The sequence below is a fragment of the Prolinoborus fasciculus genome (assembly GCF_056724605.1).
In genome coordinates this window covers 1-20,683 of record NZ_JBWZQN010000049.1, presented here as the reverse complement: position 1 = coordinate 20,683, position 20,683 = coordinate 1, and the positions used below count along the sequence as shown (strand labels likewise).

The window sequence follows — 20,683 nt, the reverse complement described above, 5'->3', positions numbered from 1 at the left end:
GCCGTTTCTGTTCTAAAAAGAATTCATTTTCTACCGAATTTAGGAGATAAACATGACTGCAGTTACAGCAAGCATGGTTAAAGAATTGCGCGATCGTACTGGTCTTGCAATGATGGAATGTAAAAAAGCTTTGACAGAAGCGGGCGGCGACGTTGAACTAGCGATCGACAACCTACGTAAATCTGGTCAAGCTAAAGCTGCTAAAAAAGCAGGTAACATTGCTGCTGACGGCGCAATCACAATTGCTCAAGACGGCAACAAAGCACTTCTTCTAGAAGTTAACTGTCAAACTGACTTCGTTGCAAAAGACGAAAACTTTGCTGGTTTCTCTGCGAAAGTTGCTGCTGCTGCACTTGCTGCAAACGTAACTGATCCTGCTCAAATCGCTGAATTGAAACTAGAAGATGGTGCAACTGTTGAAGAAGCGCGTATCGCTCTTGTTCAAAAGATCGGTGAAAACATCCAAGTACGTCGTGCGAAAATTGTTGAAGGCGAAAACCTTGCAGTTTACAAACACGGTCTTAAAATCGGTGTTGTTGTTTCTTACACGGGTGATGAAGCTACAGGTAAAGGCTTGGCAATGCACGTTGCTGCGTTCAACCCAGTTGCTGTAAATGCTGAAGGCGTTTCTGCTGAGCTTATCGCGAAAGAGAAAGAAATTGCTGAAGCGAAAGCACTTGAATCTGGCAAGCCAGCAAATATCGTTGAGAAGATGGTTGTAGGTTCTGTTGAGAAATACTTGAATGAAGTTGTGCTTGAGCGTCAAATGTACGTAATCGACAACGACAAGAAAGTTGCAGACGTTCTTAAAGCAACTGGTACTACAGTTGCAAACTTCGTTCGTTTCGAAGTTGGTGAAGGCATTGAGAAAAAAGCAGAAATGAGCTTCGCTGAAGAAGTTGCTGCTGCTCAAGCTGCTGCAAAATAATTCCTTGGGAATTAGAAAAAGCCCTATCTGATTGATGGGGCTTTTTTATGTTGATTTATTCTTCATCAGCAATTCAAGAATAGGATTTGGGTTTGGTGATAGAGCTCAGATCATGTATTCATCATTTAATAAAAAAGTTATAAAAATGCCAAATAAAACCAATCTGAGCATCTGTGCAGTCATTGCACTGTTGATTGCTGCTTATCTGGGCCTGGATCTACAACAATCCCAACCACTTATTCCATCCGCATCTGATACTACAATTGAAACGCTTGATTCAGAGCCTAACTTAGTACCGTCTCAAAAGACTGATGATCTGGATCGAATTGCACGGGCGTTTCAACATCGCCAGAGTGATCTACAGGTTCGTTCAAGCGGGCAGGTGGTTGCTGTTTTACCAGATGATCATGAAGGATCGCGTCATCAAAAGTTTATCCTCGAGTTACCAAATGGCCAAACTATACTGGTTGCACATAATATCGATCTGGCACCGCGTATTCAGAATATTCAAAAACAGGATCAGGTCGAGTTTTATGGAGAATATGAATACAGTGACAACGGTGGGGTGATTCACTGGACGCATCATGACCCTGCACGAAAACATGTCGCTGGCTGGTTAAAACATCAAGGAAGAACCTATCAATAAGGTTCTTCTGATTGGATAAATCGAATATAGCGTTTAAATGCTCATAATTGCGCTGTTATGGCGTGATTTCCAGTTCGGTAGGATTTTACCTAAATAGGCATCCATGCACCAAATTGGGCCAATGAGGAGGAATTGGAGGTCTTTGAAGAATGAAGGCTTTTTACCTTCCACTTTGTGCCCATAAAATTGGCCAATCCAGGCCAAGGCAAACAGGGCAATAAAGAAACCGGTACCGACTGGCAGAATCCAGATGAGCCAGGCCATGACCAAAGTCAACGTAGCCATCGCTACTGCCAAAACAAGATCTAGGCGTGCATAGAAGATAAAAGCCAAAACCAGTAGCAGGGTAGTCAGCAAAGCGCTGAAATGCGCCAGAATGCCAATAATCGAAAAATAGATGGTCGGTACGCAAACCCAGTGAATCAGCTTGTTGGTTTTATTTTGATGGCTGTCGCTATATTCATCAAACCATTCAGATATTGTTTTCATTCTTCGCTCCATTCCATGAACATGTTTTTGCTTATCTGGAAATATAAAGCAGAATCCGGATATGGTCAAAAGTTAATCATGCAAGCGAGCGAATTTTATCAGGCAGGATGAGCCTACCAAAATTTTCTTGAAAGAACTTTAAGATAGGGCTGAGCAGGAGCGTTTATATTCTTCTAGAAAATGAGCACAATAAAAAAGCCACATTGCTGTGGCTTTTGTTAAATGTGTTGCAGGTCAAATCTTAAGAATTTGGACCAGCGACACGTTCAATACTGACTTTTGCAGTACCTGCACTGGTAATACCCAACTGTTTCGCAGCACCGTAAGATAAATCAACAACACGGTTACCATGGAAAGGACCGCGGTCATTTACTTTAACCACGACGCTCTTGCCATTATTACGGTTGGTTACGCGAATATAGCAGTTCAATGGCAGGCTACGATGAGCAGCTGTCATTGCGTTCATGTCAAAGGTTTCACCGCTTGCGGTTTTACGGCCGTGGAATTGACGACCATACCAAGACGCTGTACCTGTCTGACTGAATTTACGTACAGTATTAGAAGCCACTGTATTCAGTTTTTCAATCACTGAAGGCTCTTCTGCAGGAAGTTCAATTTTCGCTGCAATGGTTTCACGGCGAACTTTATCGCCAGAACGCTCAGTGATTGAAAGGCTGTTCAAATTTGTGAAATTTGAATTGAAGCTTTGAGCTTCTTTATTGAGTACTCGCGTTGCAAGACGCGAATTATCATTTTCATTGGTGAATGAAGATGACGGAACCATATCTGCCTGCGATTGCGTCAGCGTGACGATCGTGGCAATGGCCATAAAAGACTTCAAAATTGAAGAATGCATCGAATCAACTCCTAACAGCATATCTATTGGTTGTTCATAAATGGCTGAAAAACCATGTAAACATGCCTGATATTTAACTTATGCAACTACATTTAACGAAATGGATAATATTCATGTCGGCAATACCCTGTCTAGTGTTTAATTAAAATAGTTAAAAAAAGAACGCAAAATAAACAATTATTGATCAAAAAATAATCAATATTGTAACGTAATATTAAAATTGCTTAAAATACGCACAAATTAATCCATAAAAATGTTGACTTTCATAATTTGTATTAATTTTTAGTGTTAACGGCTGGTAATTTCGGTACCTAATAACCACAAAGCAGTGGCATACATACGGCTGCGATTATAGGTGGTAATCACTTGAAAATTTGGATAAGTGATGTAGTAAATCGAGCCATAATTTTCTTGTAATTGAATTACATTAACCAGATCCAGATCGTCAATTTTTACGATTGGATTCATTGGGCTGATGCCTTGCGTTTTTAACACACCATAGGGGGTAGGTTGAGTCAGATCCTTGGCAATCACGGTATCTGGATTTGAACCGGTATAACGTGCCGGAAAGGCAATGGGCTGATTACGCTGCCAGCCATGCTGTGCCAGATAGTTGGCAATCGAACCAATCGCATCTACCGCTGAGTTACGCAGGTCAATATGACCATTGCCATCGTAGTCCACGCCGAATTTTGGAATGTTGCTCGGCATAAACTGCGGATAGCCAACAGCGCCGGCATACGAACCCACCACAGAAGAGGTGGCAACCCCATCTCTATACGACCAGGCAATTAAAGCAGCCAGTTCATCCTGAAAATACTGGGCACGACGTTCATAGCCAAACCCTAAGGTTGCTAGGGCATCACGAGTGACAAAAGAGCCCTTGTTGCTACCAAAACCGGTTTCTACACCTAAAATGCCCAGAATGATCGCCTGTGGTACACCAAACTGCTGTTCAGCACGGTTAAGCGTTTCTGCATATTGCTGTTTAAAACGTACGCCGCGCTGAATGGTAGATTCAGCTAAGAAGTTAGTCTTATACGAATACCAAGGCTTACTTTCACCTGGGCGATTCATGATATTGATGATATTGGGCAGGTTACGCGTCCCACTCATGGCAGAATCTACTTGCTGGGCACTTAGCCCATAGCTCTGCATGGCATTCTGCTTAAAAGCGGCATAAGAAGGGTGATATTGGAAATCGTTGGCCAGACTCAAACTGCTGAGACCAAATGCGGTAAGTGCGATTGAAAGCTGCTTAAACTTTTTATAAAAATCCGATTTCAACATCTTGCTACGATTTCCAGTTTTTTTGATGAGTTGCTGGCGATGTCATTTGAATCATGCCATGAAAAAGATTGATAAAATTTTTTCAATCGTGAGGCTTAAAGTGCCAGATTAAAGATAACATTCGGATGAATAAGAGACCTAGCCGCTTATACAAAAATAGCGATGGATTGGCTATTTTTACGGCAGTTTGTCTTATAGAGTCGCTTATCTGTAACAAGCTATTTCACTGATCATAAAAAAGCCTGACCGAAGTCAGGCTAATTCCTCAAGATTTGTAGAAAATCTTGAACTATTCTGTATAGAACAAAGTGTCGTGATATTCGGCCATGGCGCGCAGCTCATCTTTATTCAAATTCAGAATGATTTTATCTGCTGCCATATTGATGGCCTTGATCACTGCAGATGCGCCAATATCTGCTGCCTTGCGTTTGATCATGCCAAGATCCAGGGTTTTATTAAAGTCGACCATAAAATGTCGTACTGTCGCTTCACCAAATTGCTTGTACAGGTTGCTGAACGCTTGTTTATCAATAGTCTGACCGGCTTTAAGTTCTGCGTAATGATGTTTTAAATTCGTCACCAGACTGGCATCCAGTGATTCACCAATGCGTAAATGTCCTTCAGGATCTTTAAACAGACTGCGCTCAGAGAATGCAATTGACTCTCTGACCACATCGTTCGGCGCTTTACTCAATAGCTGCTTCAGTAAAACCGCAACAGTCGACTTGATATAGCCAGCCAGTTTTTCCGCAGTATCACGTTTATCGCTGGCAGGAAAGCGACGCACCAGCTCGGTAAGAATCGCATCAATAATTTCATCATTAATCATTAATGCGGTTTTATCACGCAATGGGTAAAGCGGCTCACTTGAATTTTTGTTTTTTTGTGCAGTCTGAATTGTATTTAAAAGCTCTGCAGAAGGAATAAACCCAAAAAATGGCATTGTTCAACCTCAATGTTTTTTATTGTCGCGCTAAACGAATAGGGCGAGGCATCCATGTTAAATCCGATACACGGCAAGGGTTGATATCCAATCCACCACGGCGTGTATAGGTTGCGTAGACCATCAGCTTTTCCGGTTTCAGTTGCTGCCAGATATCGGCAAACATCTGCTCCACACATTGTTCGTGGAACCCATTATGCTGACGGTAGGAAATAATATAAGCTAAAATACTCTTATAACAAGGTTTTTTACCTTGATAACGTATAAAAACTGTTCCCCAGTCCGGCTGGCCAGTGACTGGGCAGTTACTTCTGAGTAAATGTGAATACAGCTGGATTTCACCTTCTGCTGCATCATCCGAATCCAAAGCCAATAAACTGGCATCTGGATGATTTTCTAGGCGCTCAGGTGTCAGCTCGTCAATGCAGATGCCTTCCGGCTTGCTGATCTCTAATTCATCGACCTGAAACAATTGCAGTTTAACTTCAGCTTCAGCCGCAGCAGATAAATCTTTTTCGACCGTCGTGATAAAGGCATCTTGAGATTCAAACTTGGCAAAATTCAGGCTATTGAAATACAGTTTTAAGGATTTGGATTCAATCAGATTCGGCGAAGACGCTGGCAAGCTAATGCGGCCAATAGCCACTTGCGGCACACCGGTTGAATTTAACCAGGAAATTTCAAATACATGCCACCAGTCTGCACCTTGCTGAATCGCTTCGACATGTGCGTATTGTTCACGGGCAGGCGCGCGCGAAATCGGAAACAGAACATCAGGCTGATATTCTGTCGGGTAATTGGTGTCTTTACCAAGGAGAGATTGTTCTACACTCATTATTCACGCATTCCTGAACCACGGGAGAGTAAATGATAGGCCACTGCATACAGCACGGCACAACATAAGGTAATTACTGTCAGTGAAATGGCGACATTGACATCGCTATGCCCTAAAATGCCATAGCGGAAAGCATTCACCATATACACGACAGGATTAATTAAAGATAAATTTTGCCAGAATGGGCTTAAGCTCGAAATAGCATAAAATACACCACCCAAATAGGTCAGTGGCGTTAACACAAAAGTCGGGATAATCGAGATATCATCGAAAGATTTGGCATAGACGGCATTGATAAAACCACCCAAGGAAAACAGCAGGGAAGTAATCAAGACTGTATATATAGTCACAAACCAGTTGGTGATGTATAAATCGGCAAAAAATAAGCTCACTGCACTGACAATGATCGCAACCAGTATCCCACGAATCACACCGCCCAATACATGACCCCATAAAATGGCATGCATCGGTACCGGACTCATGATCAGTTCTTCAATACTTTTCTGGAATTTTGAGCTGAAGAAGCTAGACGAGACGTTGGCATAGCTGTTGGTGATCACGGCCATCATAATCAGACCGGGCACAATGAACTCCATATAACTATAGCCGCCCATTTCTCCAATGCGTGAGCCGACCAGATTACCAAAAATCACAAAGTACAGGCTCATGGTAATTGCAGGTGGCAACAGGGTCTGTGGCCAGATGCGCATAAAGCGACGGACTTCTTTATAGATAATGGTATATAAAGCTACGCTGAGTTGATTAATGTTCATTGCGCAGCTCCATCCAGATTTTTCTCGACCATTTTCACAAAAAGTTCTTCCAGACGATTGGATTTATTGCGCATACTGCGTACCTGAATATTCTGTGATTCCAGTAACTGGAACAGATCATTCATGGTATGTGCCTTGTCCATGGTAATTTCTAAGGTCATCGGATCGATCAGGTTAAATCGCACGCCGATGATATCCAGATGCAAAGGTTCAATCGGTTCGGCCAGATCAAAAATAAACGATTCTTCATTGAGCTGACTTAGGAAGCTTTTCATGGTGGTGTCTTCTTTAATCACACCGCGATCGATAATCGCAATGCGGCGACACAGCATTTCCGCTTCTTCTAGATAATGCGTGGTCAGAATGATAGAGGTGCCTTTTTCATTCATCTCGTTTAAAAATTCCCACATCGAACGACGCAGCTCGATATCAACACCAGCCGTCGGTTCATCCAGAATTAGCAGTTTCGGTTCGTGCATCATGGCGCGCGCAATCATCAGGCGACGTTTCATCCCGCCGGATAACATGCGGGCCTGAGTGGAACGCTTTTCCCATAAACCCAGTTTGGTCAGATAAAGCTCCGCCCGTTCCTGTGCAATTTTTTTAGGAATGCCGTAATAGCCTGCCTGAGTCACCAAAATATCGAAGGTTTTTTCAAACTGGGCAAAGTTGAATTCCTGAGGCACCACACCTAGACACTGTTTGGCCTGAGAGGGGTGGGTATCCAGATTATGACCAAAAATTTCGACTGTACCGGATGTTTTTTTTGTTAATGAACTGATAATACCGATGGTGGTAGATTTTCCTGCGCCGTTAGGACCCAGTAGCGCATAAAATTCACCTTCTGGTACATTTAAGTTAATTCCTTTCAATGCCTGAAAGCCATTGTGATAGGTCTTTGACAAATCCCTTAAGATCAGTGCATCAGTCATGAATATCTCAAATGGTGAAAAGTTGAGATATTGTGAGTGATCTCGCAAAATAAGCCAAGTGATTCACATATAATTCTGTGTTGCTGTTTTGGAACATTGTATAAAGCTTAAGCATAAAAATGATGAAGTTAGAGATAGTTGCTTTACCTTATGCTTTTTTTTGTTATGATGTGCGCGATCCAAAAAAGATGCGCTCATAGCTCAACTGGATAGAGTACAGGTCTCCGAAGCCTGTGGCGTGGGTTCGAGTCCCGCTGAGCGCACCATTTATTTAACTATAAATCTGAAAAATCAAATTAGTAACGCACACAGTTGCGTCCATCGTCTTTCGCCCGATAAAGATTGTTATCGGCAGTTTTCAAAACGTCTAGAATATTTTTAGAACTGTCTGGCCAAGAAGCAATACCAATCGAAATGCTAATGTGACCTATGTCCTGAATCTCTTTACCTGCAATTTCTTTTCTGAACCTTTCTGCGCTTTCATAAACTTCAGTGAGATTGCTGTTCGGTATAATAATGATAAATTCTTCACCACCGTAGCGGCAGCAAATATCATCTTTACGAAATTTTTGCTGCATCGTCTTGGCAATATGCTTTAAGACAACATCACCTTGATCATGACCATAATTGTCATTAATGTTTTTAAAATGATCCACATCCATCAGAAGTACTGAAAAAGGGATGTTCATCTTCATGTTTTGAGTCATGGCATAATTCAAACCACGACGATTCATCAAGCCGGTTAAAGGATCTGTATTAATATGATGATCCATCTTGCTCATTTGTTGCGAAAATTTGCGAACACTGAGCAGTAGGGCTAACTTGAATTTTGTGACCTCATAGTACCAGGGCTGGATATTCTTAATTTTTGAGCCGATTTCTGCCTGATTCAGTAAACTCGCCATATCTGCCAGTTGGTTCAACGGGGCCGAGATAGAGTCAGACAGTCGCCATACAATATAAAAAACAAGCAGATAAAATAAAAAGAATCCTGCGGCTAATTTATAGAGGATAGAATTTGCCTGTTTAAGTAAGTCATGGGTGGGTTGTTGGGAAACCACGATCCAGTTTGAAGTCGGAATATGAGAAAAACCTGCCAGATTATCAACGCCTTGACTATTGATTAAACGAATTTGACCATTTTTATGCGCATGCATATATTCCAGACCAGTATTATTGCTGGCCAATTGACCGATTCTTTCACGATCGGGATGGAAAATAATTTTATTTTCATTGTTAATCACATACATATAACTATTCTTATAATTTTTATAAGTGGTTAGAAGCTGATTAATTACATTTTTTTCTTTTAAATAAATCGCTGAACCGATGAAGCCCTGATAGTGATTTGACTTGTCAAAAATAGGTTGAGAAATAAACACAATCATATTTTTTTGCACAGAAAAATAGGGCGAAGATATATAAGTCGATTTTTTATGAAGAGAGTCAATAATCCCTTGAGTATGTTGTATTTTGCTTTTATCAATATGCAGAATATTAGGGGAAAAGTTTATCAGTCTGCCTTGGGTGTTACTGATCACAACACTGTTATAGTGTTCAGACTGATATTTTAATTTATTGACCTCGGCTTCTCTTAGCTCATTGTTATTAAAGTCTTGACCTAATATCTTGGCACTATAGTCCAGCTCAAGAAGCATATTTCTAAAATGGTTGTCTGTGCTTAATGCAATTTTATGTGCATGATCAGAGTTTAAGGCAAGAGAATTGTCGATTAACTGATTTTTTACGATCTGATAGCTAATAATGAGAGAAATAATAAAAAGGCTAGACACACTAAAAATAGCCAATAAAAGTATTAACTGCCTTAAATTGAGATCAAGGTGTTTCCTAAAATTATTAGCTGACATAAAAAATTAGATATATCTCGATGTATTTATGAGCATTGTATTGCATTTATATTCAATGTTTAAGGTTGATATAAAATTAAATTTTCATTAAGTGGATGTTTTTATTTTAATCAAATTGAGAATCTATAGATCGCTTGGCTGTAAATAGGGTGGATTTGAAAAGCTGAGTAAGGTTCTGAATATTTGACTATGCTGCAAATAAAAATATGGTATTTAACGTTCAGAAAATCAATTGAATAATTTTGATTTCCTTATGTAAGTAATTAAATACTCAGACAAAAATATGGTTAATTGATCTTGATGGGAGATTAAATTGTTGCCATTTTTTGAAAAATAATCATTTTAAAATTAGTCGTATCGATTCTATGACAGTAGTTTCTTTGAATATTGCGTCCTTTTCCGGAAGTATTTTTTTATAAAAAATCATATTCCAACTTAAATTTTAAAGCGCTTATTGAGATTATGAACGAGAGTATTGAGCCGTCTATGCAATGGGAAGTTGTATGCTTAATAAGGTATTTTTCTAGAAATCAATAAATTAGATAAAGATGATATGAATGCAAAATTCTTCGTAAGACAAGCCAGAAATATTCTAATCTGCTTTAAAAAAATGACAATTGGAATCTTGTATAAGTCTTCTTTTAGAAGTGTAAAAGAGTATTGTTGGCTAAAAAAATACTGTTATATTGAACTCATGGTAGGTCGTAAAACCAATAAGACGCTACCGATAAGTTGGACGGATCAATGACAGTTAGTTGAGTTTGATGTTCATCACCAGACAATAAATCTAGCACTAGCCATCCAACACAGAGCTCGCAGAAATGCGAGCTTTTTTAATGTCTGCGCAATTCATTCAGTTTAATATTCTTTTTATTATAATCCCTCCAGATAAAAAAGTTTACATTGCCAAATTCGTTAACATCTTGAAGATTAATCGCTTGGCTAATTATGGTATAAAAAACTGCAAATTGGATAATGAGAGAGGAAGGAAAAATGTCAAAGATGATTGATATCAAGGTGAAAGATCAATTTAGTCAAGTGACTGAGGCGAAAGCTATGCTGCGTTCCTTTGCAGAGCACAACACTCATCATGTAGCTGAGTTGGTCAAAAAAATTGAACATATTGTGGTGGATGGTGAAACCATTCTGCCGAGTATTGAGCTATTATTTGAAAGCCAACAATCTTCAAATATTTATCGCGTTGTCGAATAATTTAATCAGTGAACTTCAGATAGGTAGAAAAAAATTGAACTTATTTATCCGAAATCACCGATTCAGCAGTTAAAAAACTCACCATTTAGGTGAGTTTTTTTATACTTTGGTATTTGCTAGCTTGGATGCTAATGTGTGCAGCTATAATCATAAGTTGATTCAATCTCTAAGAGAAGACAACGTGGTAGTGGGCCTTGATTGGCCGAAGAAATATCCAATTTTGATAAAAAATCAATAGAATGGGCAGGTGGTTAAATCTGTTTAAGCTGTAAATTCACATCATATTTTTCAAATTCTTGCAAAATCTGCGCTAAAGTTTGCTGTGCGGTTGTATGCTCAGGGCTTAAAGAAATTTCCTGACGAGTCGTGCTATCAAAACATTCAATGGCCTGAATCAGCCAATGATGCTCAATGGGACTTTTTTGAATCAATATACGGCGCGGTTGCAAGCTATCACTGATCTGGCGGGGAAGCACATAGGTAATCGCCAGTTGCACAAATTGCAGTTCTTCAACCGGACTTAAAAAGGTGATCACCCAGTTGCCAACTTTACTCAGTTGCATTGGATTATCGAACGCATCGAATTCTAAATAATGTGACATATACATGATCCTACCGGATGTCTATGCTCACTATATGGCGGGATTGTAATTATTTTTTCTATCACGCTTAAGTCGGATATTCCGAGCTTTAAATTTCGCTTGAATATAAATATTTCAAATAATCAATCAGTTATCTTAAATAATCAAAGCTAGCTTATTGTTAAACTTGCTCATTTAAGAGTTTTAAAGACTAAGATCTTATTAGTCTTCAGCTTTATTTTGCTGTAATTGATCTAAAGCAAAATTGATCTGCTTCAGAATGTGATTCAATTCTTGGGGAGCAATACGGCTTTCCTGAAGGGACGTGATCCATTGCATTTGGCACAGTTTTAAACTGCGCGTATCCGGCGCCTGTAAAATCTGATGAATTTGCTGCTTGGCCATCAAGCCACAATATTTTTGTAAGCTTTCCATCATCATATATTTAAGGTCTTCAAAAGACATAGGTTGCAGTTCAGGCAGCTTTTTTGCATGGCTTGAATCCGTTTCAGCAGATGGAATGTCCTGCGCTACTTTAATGGATTCCATCTCAGGATGGAGTTCTTTTGTCGCAGAATCCGCTGCTATCGAGGAATTCAACGAACGGTGAATCTCAGAGTGTGCCAGATCAACTTTTGTATCTGATCTTGCATCAGCCTACTTTTGACTGATAGCTACCTCGCCAGTTTCAGCCGGAACGATTAGATCCATGGCATAAAGCTGATCTAAGAGTTCGGCAGGAGCAAGCTGGTGTTTTAAGCCATCATTTAATAAGTTGAAATCCTGGCTGCCGATCAGAACCAATAAGCGGCGTTGGCGTGCGGTCAGTGGGATGGAGCGATCCTGTAGCACCTCGATCCCACGTTGAGTTTTATAAAAATGCATCATAACTGAATAGATGGTTGCTTAAATTCAGCTAGAGCATAGTCTGTGAAAATTACATTAATATGAAGTATTTATTAAAATACAGAGGTTTATTTTGATAAAAACTATAATGTCGTGATCGCCGTATTTTCAAGTGCCTTACGTAAATAAGGATCTAGCTCATCTTGACGCAACAACCATTGCACATAGTCAGCAGGTAGCTCTGCAATAGCGGTGCCGCGATGTTTACCAAAATTAATCGTACGTGGAATTCGGGCATCTTCAGAAGCATCGAATAATTCCTGCATACTGTTGATTTTTAAATGATGCACAATATGCATTAAAATATTGGCCGTTAAAATAATATCCATATCGGCACGATGCGCTTTACGGATCATTTCACGCGCTCTTTCGCTGCCTTTGGTGATCATATAAATCAGGGCAGAAATATTGTGTGCTTCCGCATCTGGCCAGACCCGACGTGCTAAAGCCAGTGTACAAATCGCCTTGATTTTTGAAGTATCTACACCACATTTTTCGATGGCACGGACGTCATAATCAATATTATGGCCGATCATGTAGACGGTTTCATCAGGCAGGCGAAAGGTACTGTAATGCGGCTGACCTTCCAGATCCGATTCCAGAATATGATGCACGGCCATGGCAGCAAAAGAAATGGCTTCGTCACATGAATAAAGCTGATCAAACAGGCGGCTTTTATCCAGACTGATTTTATGCTCTACAATTTCGACAGGCGCATAAGCAATTTCGATGGGTTGACCATTTAAAGTATGCGTTTCGGTATCAAGAATAATGGCCTGCATGTCGGAAATGTGCCTGAAAAGAGAGGAGAGTAAAATCTAACATTATTATTTTGCAACTGACAATTGAATTGCTTTATTTCTGTATTAATTGCAGGCTTTTTAACGTATGACGACTATTTATATAGTTCTGGAGAGGAGAAATTCTCTATTTTAAAGTTTGTTGATTTCATAATAAATCTAAACCGGTGCGAATTTAATAGAAAAAATAACGCATTCTTTTCTTGATATTGTTTAGATAAATTGGGAAATTACATGTGGTTTTATCGTTTGTTAAAGATAAAACCAGAAAAACTCATTAGAGATGATAATAAATAAGATAAGGATAAGATCGATGAAACGTCAAGTATTGACCTGTACTCTTCTCACATTAAGTGTGGCCTTAACTGCTTGTAACGATGATAGTGATAATGATCGTTTTTACGAGTCCAAACCTGCTCTTCCTGTAAATGATATAGACAATCCGGTGGTGGCAACCCCGGTGGCCTATACTGAAACGGATTTCGCCGGGATCGCTGACGAAAGTGTGATCATGACTTATAAGATGTTAGGGATTAATGGTAAAGAAACACAAGCGACTGCATTGGTGTTCACCCCTGAGGGAACACCACCAGCAAAGGGATGGCCGATCGTCGCATGGGCTCATGGCACGACTGGCGTTGCTGACCAATGTGCACCAAGTCGAAATGCACTGAATCCTTTTATCAGGAATATGATTGCTGGATTTCTTCAAGCGGGATATGTGGTCGTTGCACCCGATTATGAAGGTTTAGGTGAGCCTGGTGGAAAAGAGCTCCATCCTTTCCTGAATCTCAAGAGTGAAGCCTATTCGATTACCGATGCCGTTGTCGCTGCAAAAGATTATTTAGGGACAGATGCATCTAGTCAATGGATGGCTGTTGGGCATTCTCAAGGGGGACAGGCAGCTTTAGGTGCTGCACAATATGCAGCACGAGCTGCTCAAATGACTTATAAGGGGACAGTGGCTCTAGCACCTGCTTCTAATTTTAGCCTGATTTTGTCAGGTGGTGAGGCGCAAGCTGGACAAGAAACCGATCTGGGTAAAAAGATTGAAACTTTGGCGTCTTTAGATACGTTCACGGCATTGATTACTGCCGGTTTACGTAATCCAAACCCAAATCTGCAATATAGCCAGATTTTTAAAACACCGACTGACCAGATCGCTAAGAATGCGGAAACTGATTGCTATGATGTACTGGGTAATAAATTTGGTGCTGCAATGGGACAGTATGCTCAAAATAACGGAACTTTAGAAGGATATCCGCGTACTCAAACCAACTTCATGAGTATTCCGGTGGTGAAAAACTTCCTGGATAAAGATTCTCAGCCTTTACAGGTCAAAGTGTCTACGCCAGTGATTATTTATCAGGGTTCAGCAGATAGTACCGTTCCGAAAGCAGCAACAGATGTTTTGGTTGCACTCGCCAATCAGAAACAAACTTCAGTACGTTATATTACGGATGAGTCAAATGCGACTAAATGGGATCATGGTAGCGTCTATGCACTGAATATTCCTAATATTATTTCAGATGTAAAATCTCTAATGCCAATTCAATAACTTATTTTTATCTGAATGGCTCATGTTTTTTTAGATATGAGCCATTTTTATTGCAAACTGAATAAAGTTCATGATCGAAAATTTAAAACTTCATGCTACAATACGCGCCAATCTTAGCACGGCTTAAAAGCCCTAAATCAATAGGACCTCGCTAATGTTTGCCAATATCTCTATCGCTGAATTTGATCCAGAATTAGCTCAAGCAATCTCGAATGAAGATGCTCGTCAAGAAGCTCATATTGAGCTAATCGCTTCTGAAAACTACTGCTCACCAGCAGTTATGGAAGCTCAAGGTTCAAAACTTACTAACAAATATGCGGAAGGCTACCCAGGTAAACGCTACTATGGCGGTTGCGAGTATGTAGACGTTATCGAACAATTGGCGATTGACCGTGCTAAAGAACTCTTTGGTGCTGATTATGCTAACGTTCAGCCACATGCTGGTTCACAAGCAAACTCAGCAGTTTACTTAGCGCTTCTGAACCCGGGCGATACAGTTCTGGGTATGAGCCTTGCTCACGGTGGTCACTTGACTCACGGTGCAAAAGTAAGCTTCTCTGGTAAAACATATAATGCGATTCAGTACGGTTTAAACCCTGAAACTGGCGAGATCGATTACGGAGAAGTTGAGCGTTTAGCGCTTGAGCACAAGCCACGTATGATCGTTGCTGGTTTCTCTGCATACAGTCAAATCGTTGACTGGCAGCGTTTCCGCGAAATCGCGGACAAAGTTGGCGCTTATCTGTTTGTTGATATGGCTCACGTTGCAGGTTTAGTTGCTGCTGGCGTTTACCCAAGCCCGGTACAAATCGCTGACGTTACTACGACTACGACTCACAAAACACTTCGTGGTCCACGTTCTGGTCTTATTCTTGCGAAAGCAAACGAAGAAATCGAGAAAAAATTACAGTCAGCTGTATTCCCAGGTAACCAGGGTGGTCCTTTGGTTCATGCGATTGCTGCGAAAGCAATCTGCTTCAAAGAAGCAATGGCACCTGAATACAAAGCTTACCAGCAACAAGTAGTTGTGAATGCGAAAGCAATGGCTGAAGTATTAATCGCACGCGGTTATGACGTAGTTTCTGGTGGTACTGAAAACCACTTGTTCTTGTTGTCTTTAATCAAACAAGACATTACAGGTAAAGAAGCTGATGCTTGGTTAGGTGCAGCTCACATTACTGTGAACAAAAACTCTGTACCAAACGATCCACGCTCTCCGTTCGTCACTTCAGGTATCCGTATCGGTACACCTGCTGTGACTACTCGTGGTTTCGGTGAAGCTGAAGTACGTGAACTTGCAGGCTGGATCGCTGATATCCTAGATGCGAAAGGCGATGAAGCTGTTATCAACGCGGTTAAAGAAAAAGTTGCAGCGGTATGTGCTAAATTCCCAGTTTATGCATAATTGCTTATAAACGGAAAGGAGCTCCCAACCGGGAGCTTTTTTTATAGCTGTAAAAATAACGATATAAAAGATGTTTGGCCTTGATCGGACTTACATAGATCAATTTCCTTGCCGCAAGAGATTGGGTCATCAATAAAATCATATTGAGTTTTTCTCAATCTGGCTTAAAGTCTTTTATCAACTATTTGTATTTTAAAATGCTTTAAAAGAATGGATGCATTCGTTGCACGCTTTGCTTGAAATTATTTACAGGAATTATTTTCAGAACCTGACACTTTAAAAATAATAGGTTATTGAGCTGAAGATCATGGTAGATGAAGCGCTTGAGTGAATCCCATGTTACTGTAAGGTGGTGTTGATATAAGCGCTGTGAATGACAACATTCCTTTTATTTAAACGTTATATGGATCGGTATCATTTGAATATGGGTAAATCCTGTATTTAAAAATGCTGTTGGCGGTTGATTGATTAATTTTTCATTTATGCATTAAACAAGGTAATAAGGATGACTAAACCCAACATTATTTTATCTGAACAGGATTTGCAGCGTCTAGAAACGATGCTGGAAAACCAGAGCAAGCTGAGCGAAACCATGATCCGCTTAGAGGATGAATTGGCACGTGCCGAAGTAGTTGAGCCGCAAGCGATCGCAAGCAATATCGTGACCATGCATTCACGTGTACTATTGACGATTGCACCTTCTACGGAAGCTGTTGAGGTGACACTGGTTTACCCACACGAATTTAAAGGTGAAAAGGGGCAGGTCAATGTCATCGCACCGATAGGTGCAGCCATTTTGGGCTTAGCAGAAGGTCAAACCATTGAATGGCCACAACCGGATGGTAATACCATGAAAGTGACCATTGAAAAAGTGCTGTTTCAGCCGGAGAGCGAAGGGGATTATCTTTAAGCCAGCGTTGGATCATCCTTGAAAGCCATAGCAATATGGCTTTTTTTGTATATGGATTTTAAGTAAAACCTGATGTTGTAAGCATTTAGATCAGATTGAATACATTTTAAAGTTCTAAATGCTTAAAGTTAAATAATTCTCAAAATGCAATGTAGTCATTTATCTCTGCAATTGAATCGTATTGCCAAAATCATAATTAAAATAAAGATAAAACATAGATTTAGTTAAAGTGATGTAACGAATTTCTGGATAAATATACACAACGCAGTCTGTTTTTTTGCTACATTCGAAGATGTTCTAGACTTCTTTGTTTCACTTTTTTAAAGGATATCGCCTCAACCATGTCGCGCTTTGAAGCTCTACCTGCCTTGACTGACATGATGCTTGATCGTGAGGAAATTCTGGCGATTAAGCGTAATGAGCTTGTGCCTGTACTGGATAATCAATATGGGCTGAATCATTATGCAGATGCTTTGATTCAGGCACAGTCCGTTCTACTGAATGGTGTAGATCCGCACTTGACCCAACAGTTAAGCCATACCATTGAGCAATTGATTCAGGCTTTGGCAGAATCTAAAAAATATCTGAAAAAACGTAAATTTAATGCCCTACAGAAATGGCTAGGCATCGATCTGGATTATGGCTCAAGTCAGGTGGAATATTATCAACGGCTAGACCGTTTGCTCGATCAGGCCGATCACTTAAGCCGTAAATTACAGATTGAAATTCAGAAATCGCAGTCGCGTTTTCAGCAGCTTTTGGGGTTGCGCGAACAGATGGCCAAGCACATTGTCGCAGCAGACGAGTTTCTGTCTGAATATCCGCTATTCGTCAAAAACCAGCATCCCTTGGATAATTTTTCAGAACGCCTCTCCAAGAAAATTAATACCTTACGTACCTTGCAAAGCAGTAATGACATCGCCATTACCCAGATGCAGCTTTCGCAGCAGCTTTCCTTTGGCCTGCTGGATCGCTTTAAGGAAGCACAGCAGGTCTTGATTCCGGCCTGGCAATATCATGTCAAACAAAGCCAGACGAAACACTCGACAAGTGATCTGGAAAAACTTGATAATAGCCGTGAGAGTCTGATTAAAACGTTAAAAAAATCCCTCGAGAAACCCTCGAAAACATAACAATATAAGGTGAACTATGACCAAGTCTGATTTAGTAAATTTACCTGTTGAAAGCTCGAATGAACTGGTCGAACAAAAATTCCAGCAAATGGACCTGAAAGAACTGGGTTTACAGTCTGCTGACTTTCAGGAGGTGCTGGCTGCACGTAAAGAGTTGCAGAACATGAGTCATAACAGCGTGGCTGAATATGGCAAAAATATTGCGACCAAAACTTCGACCTATACCGATGAATTACTGAATCTGGTGCAAAATAGAGATCTGGATGCGACAGGACAGAAGCTGAATCAGGTGGTACAGGTGGCTCAGCAGCTGAATACCAGCAGTATTCTCAATAAAAAGAAAAGTTCGGGTTTTTTTGGCAATATCATTAGCAAATTCAAAGGTGCGAAAGATAACTTTGATGCGCATTTCAATACCACTAAAGAGCAGCTAGATGTACTGGTGAAAGAGATTGAAACCTCGCAATCCGGTTTGAAAGCACGTGTTGATACCCTGGATAAAATGTTTGACGGGGTACAGGATGAATATAAACAGCTCGGGGTACATATCGCCGCAGGCCGTTTACGCGAACAGGAGCTGCAGCAGGAAATTTCCACTTTAACCGCCTTGCCGCAAGATCAGAGCACCACCCAGAAAATTTATGACCTGAACCATCTGGCCAATAATCTGGAAAAACGTGTCAGTGATTTACAGGTATTGCAGCAATCTGCGATGCAGACCTTGCCAATGATCCGGATTATCCAGTCGAATAACCTGATGTTGGTCGACAAGTTCTATGCGATCAAAAACATTACTTTACCGGCGTGGAAAAACCAGATCAGTCTGGCGATTTCGTTGAGTGAACAGAAGAACAGTGTACAGCTGGCCAATACCATTGATGATGCTACCAACGAGCTGCTGCGCCGTAATGCTGACCTGTTACATCAGAACTCGGTTGATACGGCTAAAGCCAATCAACGCTCGGTGATCGACATTGAAACGCTTGAACATGTGCAAAACACCCTCATTAAAACTGTAAATGATGTGATTCAGATTCAGAAAGAAGGTGTACAAAAACGCACAGAAGCAACCGTGCGTTTGAAAGCTTTGCAGGATAATCTGAATCATTTGGTGATTGAATCAAGTACCAGTGGATCCAAGCCCAACTAAATCAGGTAGGGCCAAAATCTGTAAGAAGGAGTAGAGATTGCCGCCCTTAGATGAATACGCCGTTAAGCCTCAGGACATCAAGCAGGGGGTAGTTGCACTCAAGAAACGTCAACGCAATTTGATGCTATTGGGTTTGACTACTTCTACCGTATTTATAGCCTCATTGATCAGCCTATTTTTCCAGCAGGAACTGGTCTATGGCTTTTTTGGCCTGAGTACTCAAGTACAGCAGTTGCATTTGCCGGTCAGTGTAGATGCCACACTGGCCAGCATTGGTGATAGTCCAGATTATTTTTTTAGTTTGCTGAGCTGGTTTGGCTGGCTGATTATTAAAATTTTTGCCTCTTTCATCGGTGCATTTTTTGTGATTGGCTTACTGAAAAAGTTGCGTTTCTTTTATGTGCGCTTTCAGTCTTTTGTGCTGAAATTTGTCGCCTGGCTGATTGCTTTTATCGTAATTTGGTCAGGCTTAACTTACTGGCAGCATGATCTGCGCAATGATCGGGATGATGCTTATCAGCAAGTGGTGTATTACGATAGTAATATCAATGATAGTGAAATCGCCCGTTACCTGGCTGATTCAGAGATTGCAGCACCGGTGAAATCTTATTTATTGGCGCAAACGGCATTGCTGCATAAGCCTCAAGATTTATCTGCCGCAAAACCTTATGTTTTAAACTTGGTTGAAGCAGAAAAACAGGATCCTAAATTTGAACAATATGGTTTCAAGCCTGAACAAATCTGGACCATGCAGCAACAGGTCTATGGTCAAGCCATGACACCAGCAGCCAAGAGTGTAAATACACAGGTGCAACAGGCGGATCAATTGAGCCAGATCACGAATCTGGTTATTATTGGTGTTGCTATTTTATCGGCACTACTTAGCCTAATCTTGTTTTTCTTGGCCAACTCAATCAAGGGTCGATCACTCCGTATCGAACAGCGGATTCATTAATTTCCCAAAATGCTCCTGAATAGGGAGCATTTTTTGATGAAATTTCAACGCTATTTTTAAGACAACCTATTTAACTTGCTTAACACAGCTCAAAAATTTAAATAAGGCAGAAAAAAACTAGGATTAGCTTAACGATCTAAAATATCGATCAATAAAATAAAAACAAACTGTTTTACCTATTTTTTCAATTCATTTAATATCCTCTTATCAAATAAACATTTACTCCTTTGGAGACGTTAGCAATGTTAGACCAAAATACTTCAGCTCAACTTAAAACCCTATTAGAACGCCTAGAAGGCCCGATTGAACTGGTCGCGACTTTAGATGGCTCTGACAAATCAGCCAAAATCCAGGAATTGGTGTCCGAAGTGGCTGCACTGTCTGACCTGGTGACTGCACGCTTTGACGGGAACAATGCACGTGCGCCAAGCTTTGGTATTGCTAAAGCTGGTGAAGAACCACGTGTATTCTTTGCAGGCTTGCCAATGGGCCATGAGTTCACTTCGCTGATTC

21 protein-coding genes, 1 tRNA gene and 1 pseudogene are annotated in these 20,683 nt (G+C 40.6%); 11 read left to right on the top strand and 12 right to left on the bottom strand.

The features are described from left to right. The first annotated feature begins 52 nt into the window (after nt 1-52). On the top strand, nt 53-928 hold the full coding sequence (gene tsf, locus AC1P5O_RS11865) for a translation elongation factor Ts (RefSeq protein ID WP_004279049.1): 876 nt from the start codon (nt 53-55) through the stop codon (nt 926-928). A 145-nt stretch (nt 929-1,073) separates the two neighbouring features. Beyond that, on the top strand, nt 1,074-1,574 hold the full coding sequence (locus AC1P5O_RS11860; protein WP_262466783.1) for a DUF3465 domain-containing protein: 501 nt from the start codon (nt 1,074-1,076) through the stop codon (nt 1,572-1,574). Between the two features lie 33 nt (nt 1,575-1,607). On the opposite strand, the gene AC1P5O_RS11855 is transcribed toward AC1P5O_RS11860, so the two are convergent. The 7 genes and pseudogenes from AC1P5O_RS11855 to AC1P5O_RS11825 form a co-directional block, all read right to left on the bottom strand. Further along, entirely contained in the window at nt 1,608-2,063 is a 456-nt protein-coding gene (locus AC1P5O_RS11855; RefSeq protein WP_004731650.1) for an Mpo1 family 2-hydroxy fatty acid dioxygenase, read from the bottom strand. Nucleotides 2,064-2,322: 259 nt separating this feature from the next. Further along, nucleotides 2,323-2,616 (bottom strand): annotated as a pseudogene (locus AC1P5O_RS11850) (septal ring lytic transglycosylase RlpA family protein); the annotation flags it as partial. Nucleotides 2,617-3,207: 591 nt separating this feature from the next. Further along, on the bottom strand, nt 3,208-4,209 hold the full coding sequence (gene mltB, locus AC1P5O_RS11845) for a lytic murein transglycosylase B (RefSeq protein WP_004731648.1): 1,002 nt from the start codon (nt 4,207-4,209) through the stop codon (nt 3,208-3,210). 289 nt (nt 4,210-4,498) lie between these two features. Next, nucleotides 4,499-5,152, bottom strand: coding sequence for a hypothetical protein (locus AC1P5O_RS11840; RefSeq protein WP_004279043.1), 654 nt, complete (start codon nt 5,150-5,152; stop codon nt 4,499-4,501). Between the two features lie 19 nt (nt 5,153-5,171). Further along, entirely contained in the window at nt 5,172-5,987 is an 816-nt protein-coding gene (gene queF / locus AC1P5O_RS11835) for an NADPH-dependent 7-cyano-7-deazaguanine reductase QueF (protein WP_004279042.1), read from the bottom strand. Continuing rightward, entirely contained in the window at nt 5,987-6,760 is a 774-nt protein-coding gene (locus AC1P5O_RS11830; RefSeq protein WP_004279041.1) for an ABC transporter permease, read from the bottom strand. Before AC1P5O_RS11830 ends, queF begins: the two co-directional genes overlap by 1 nt. After that, entirely contained in the window at nt 6,757-7,692 is a 936-nt protein-coding gene (locus tag AC1P5O_RS11825) for an ABC transporter ATP-binding protein (protein WP_005103790.1), read from the bottom strand. The genes AC1P5O_RS11830 and AC1P5O_RS11825 overlap by 4 nt, the downstream gene beginning before the upstream one ends. 190 nt (nt 7,693-7,882) lie before the next feature. On the opposite strand from AC1P5O_RS11825, the gene AC1P5O_RS11820 reads away from it, so the two are divergent. Continuing rightward, a tRNA-Arg gene (locus tag AC1P5O_RS11820) sits at nt 7,883-7,958 on the top strand. A 30-nt stretch (nt 7,959-7,988) separates the two neighbouring features. Here the strand turns inward: AC1P5O_RS11820 and AC1P5O_RS11815 are convergent. Further along, complete coding sequence (locus tag AC1P5O_RS11815) at nt 7,989-9,560, bottom strand: sensor domain-containing diguanylate cyclase (RefSeq protein WP_499006063.1); 1,572 nt, start codon at nt 9,558-9,560, stop codon at nt 7,989-7,991. A 993-nt stretch (nt 9,561-10,553) separates the two neighbouring features. On the opposite strand from AC1P5O_RS11815, the gene AC1P5O_RS11810 reads away from it, so the two are divergent. Further along, nucleotides 10,554-10,772, top strand: a complete 219-nt coding sequence (locus AC1P5O_RS11810) for a hypothetical protein (protein ID WP_005263443.1) — start codon at nt 10,554-10,556, stop codon at nt 10,770-10,772. Between the two features lie 251 nt (nt 10,773-11,023). On the opposite strand, the gene AC1P5O_RS11805 is transcribed toward AC1P5O_RS11810, so the two are convergent. The 4 genes from AC1P5O_RS11805 to AC1P5O_RS11790 all read right to left on the bottom strand — a co-directional run bounded on the left by AC1P5O_RS11805 (nt 11,024) and on the right by AC1P5O_RS11790 (nt 13,041). After that, nucleotides 11,024-11,374, bottom strand: a complete 351-nt coding sequence (locus tag AC1P5O_RS11805; protein WP_005263440.1) for a hypothetical protein — start codon at nt 11,372-11,374, stop codon at nt 11,024-11,026. A gap of 201 nt (nt 11,375-11,575) precedes the next feature. Beyond that, the gene (locus tag AC1P5O_RS11800; RefSeq protein ID WP_499006061.1) at nt 11,576-11,902 is read right to left on the bottom strand and encodes a hypothetical protein; all 327 of its coding nucleotides are present in this window, start codon (nt 11,900-11,902) and stop codon (nt 11,576-11,578) included. 108 nt (nt 11,903-12,010) lie between these two features. Further along, nucleotides 12,011-12,241: a hypothetical protein gene (locus AC1P5O_RS11795; protein ID WP_499006060.1), complete on the bottom strand. Its 231-nt coding sequence runs from the start codon at nt 12,239-12,241 to the stop codon at nt 12,011-12,013. Between the two features lie 101 nt (nt 12,242-12,342). Then, the gene (locus AC1P5O_RS11790) at nt 12,343-13,041 is read right to left on the bottom strand and encodes a DUF3820 family protein (protein ID WP_004645595.1); all 699 of its coding nucleotides are present in this window, start codon (nt 13,039-13,041) and stop codon (nt 12,343-12,345) included. A 331-nt stretch (nt 13,042-13,372) separates the two neighbouring features. Between AC1P5O_RS11790 and AC1P5O_RS11785 the strand changes: the two genes are divergently transcribed. The 7 genes from AC1P5O_RS11785 to AC1P5O_RS11755 all read left to right on the top strand — a co-directional run. Further along, a complete protein-coding gene (locus tag AC1P5O_RS11785; protein WP_005247471.1) occupies nt 13,373-14,617 on the top strand; it encodes an alpha/beta hydrolase family protein in 1,245 nt (414 codons plus the stop codon). Between the two features lie 154 nt (nt 14,618-14,771). Then, nucleotides 14,772-16,022, top strand: coding sequence for a serine hydroxymethyltransferase (gene glyA, locus AC1P5O_RS11780; RefSeq protein WP_253147571.1), 1,251 nt, complete (start codon nt 14,772-14,774; stop codon nt 16,020-16,022). Nucleotides 16,023-16,527: 505 nt separating this feature from the next. Then, nucleotides 16,528-16,932: a nucleoside diphosphate kinase regulator gene (rnk, locus tag AC1P5O_RS11775; protein WP_253147570.1), complete on the top strand. Its 405-nt coding sequence runs from the start codon at nt 16,528-16,530 to the stop codon at nt 16,930-16,932. 341 nt (nt 16,933-17,273) lie between these two features. After that, nucleotides 17,274-18,065 (top strand): tellurium resistance protein, encoded by a 792-nt coding sequence (locus AC1P5O_RS11770; RefSeq protein WP_253147569.1) that lies wholly within the window; start codon nt 17,274-17,276, stop codon nt 18,063-18,065. 16 nt (nt 18,066-18,081) lie between these two features. Beyond that, nucleotides 18,082-19,215: a toxic anion resistance protein gene (locus tag AC1P5O_RS11765; RefSeq protein WP_253145779.1), complete on the top strand. Its 1,134-nt coding sequence runs from the start codon at nt 18,082-18,084 to the stop codon at nt 19,213-19,215. A gap of 37 nt (nt 19,216-19,252) precedes the next feature. Next, the gene (locus AC1P5O_RS11760; protein WP_253147568.1) at nt 19,253-20,170 is read left to right on the top strand and encodes a hypothetical protein; all 918 of its coding nucleotides are present in this window, start codon (nt 19,253-19,255) and stop codon (nt 20,168-20,170) included. 242 nt (nt 20,171-20,412) lie between these two features. Continuing rightward, nucleotides 20,413-20,683 (top strand): hypothetical protein (locus AC1P5O_RS11755; RefSeq protein WP_499006054.1); only part of this gene is annotated, 271 nt, incomplete at its 3' end.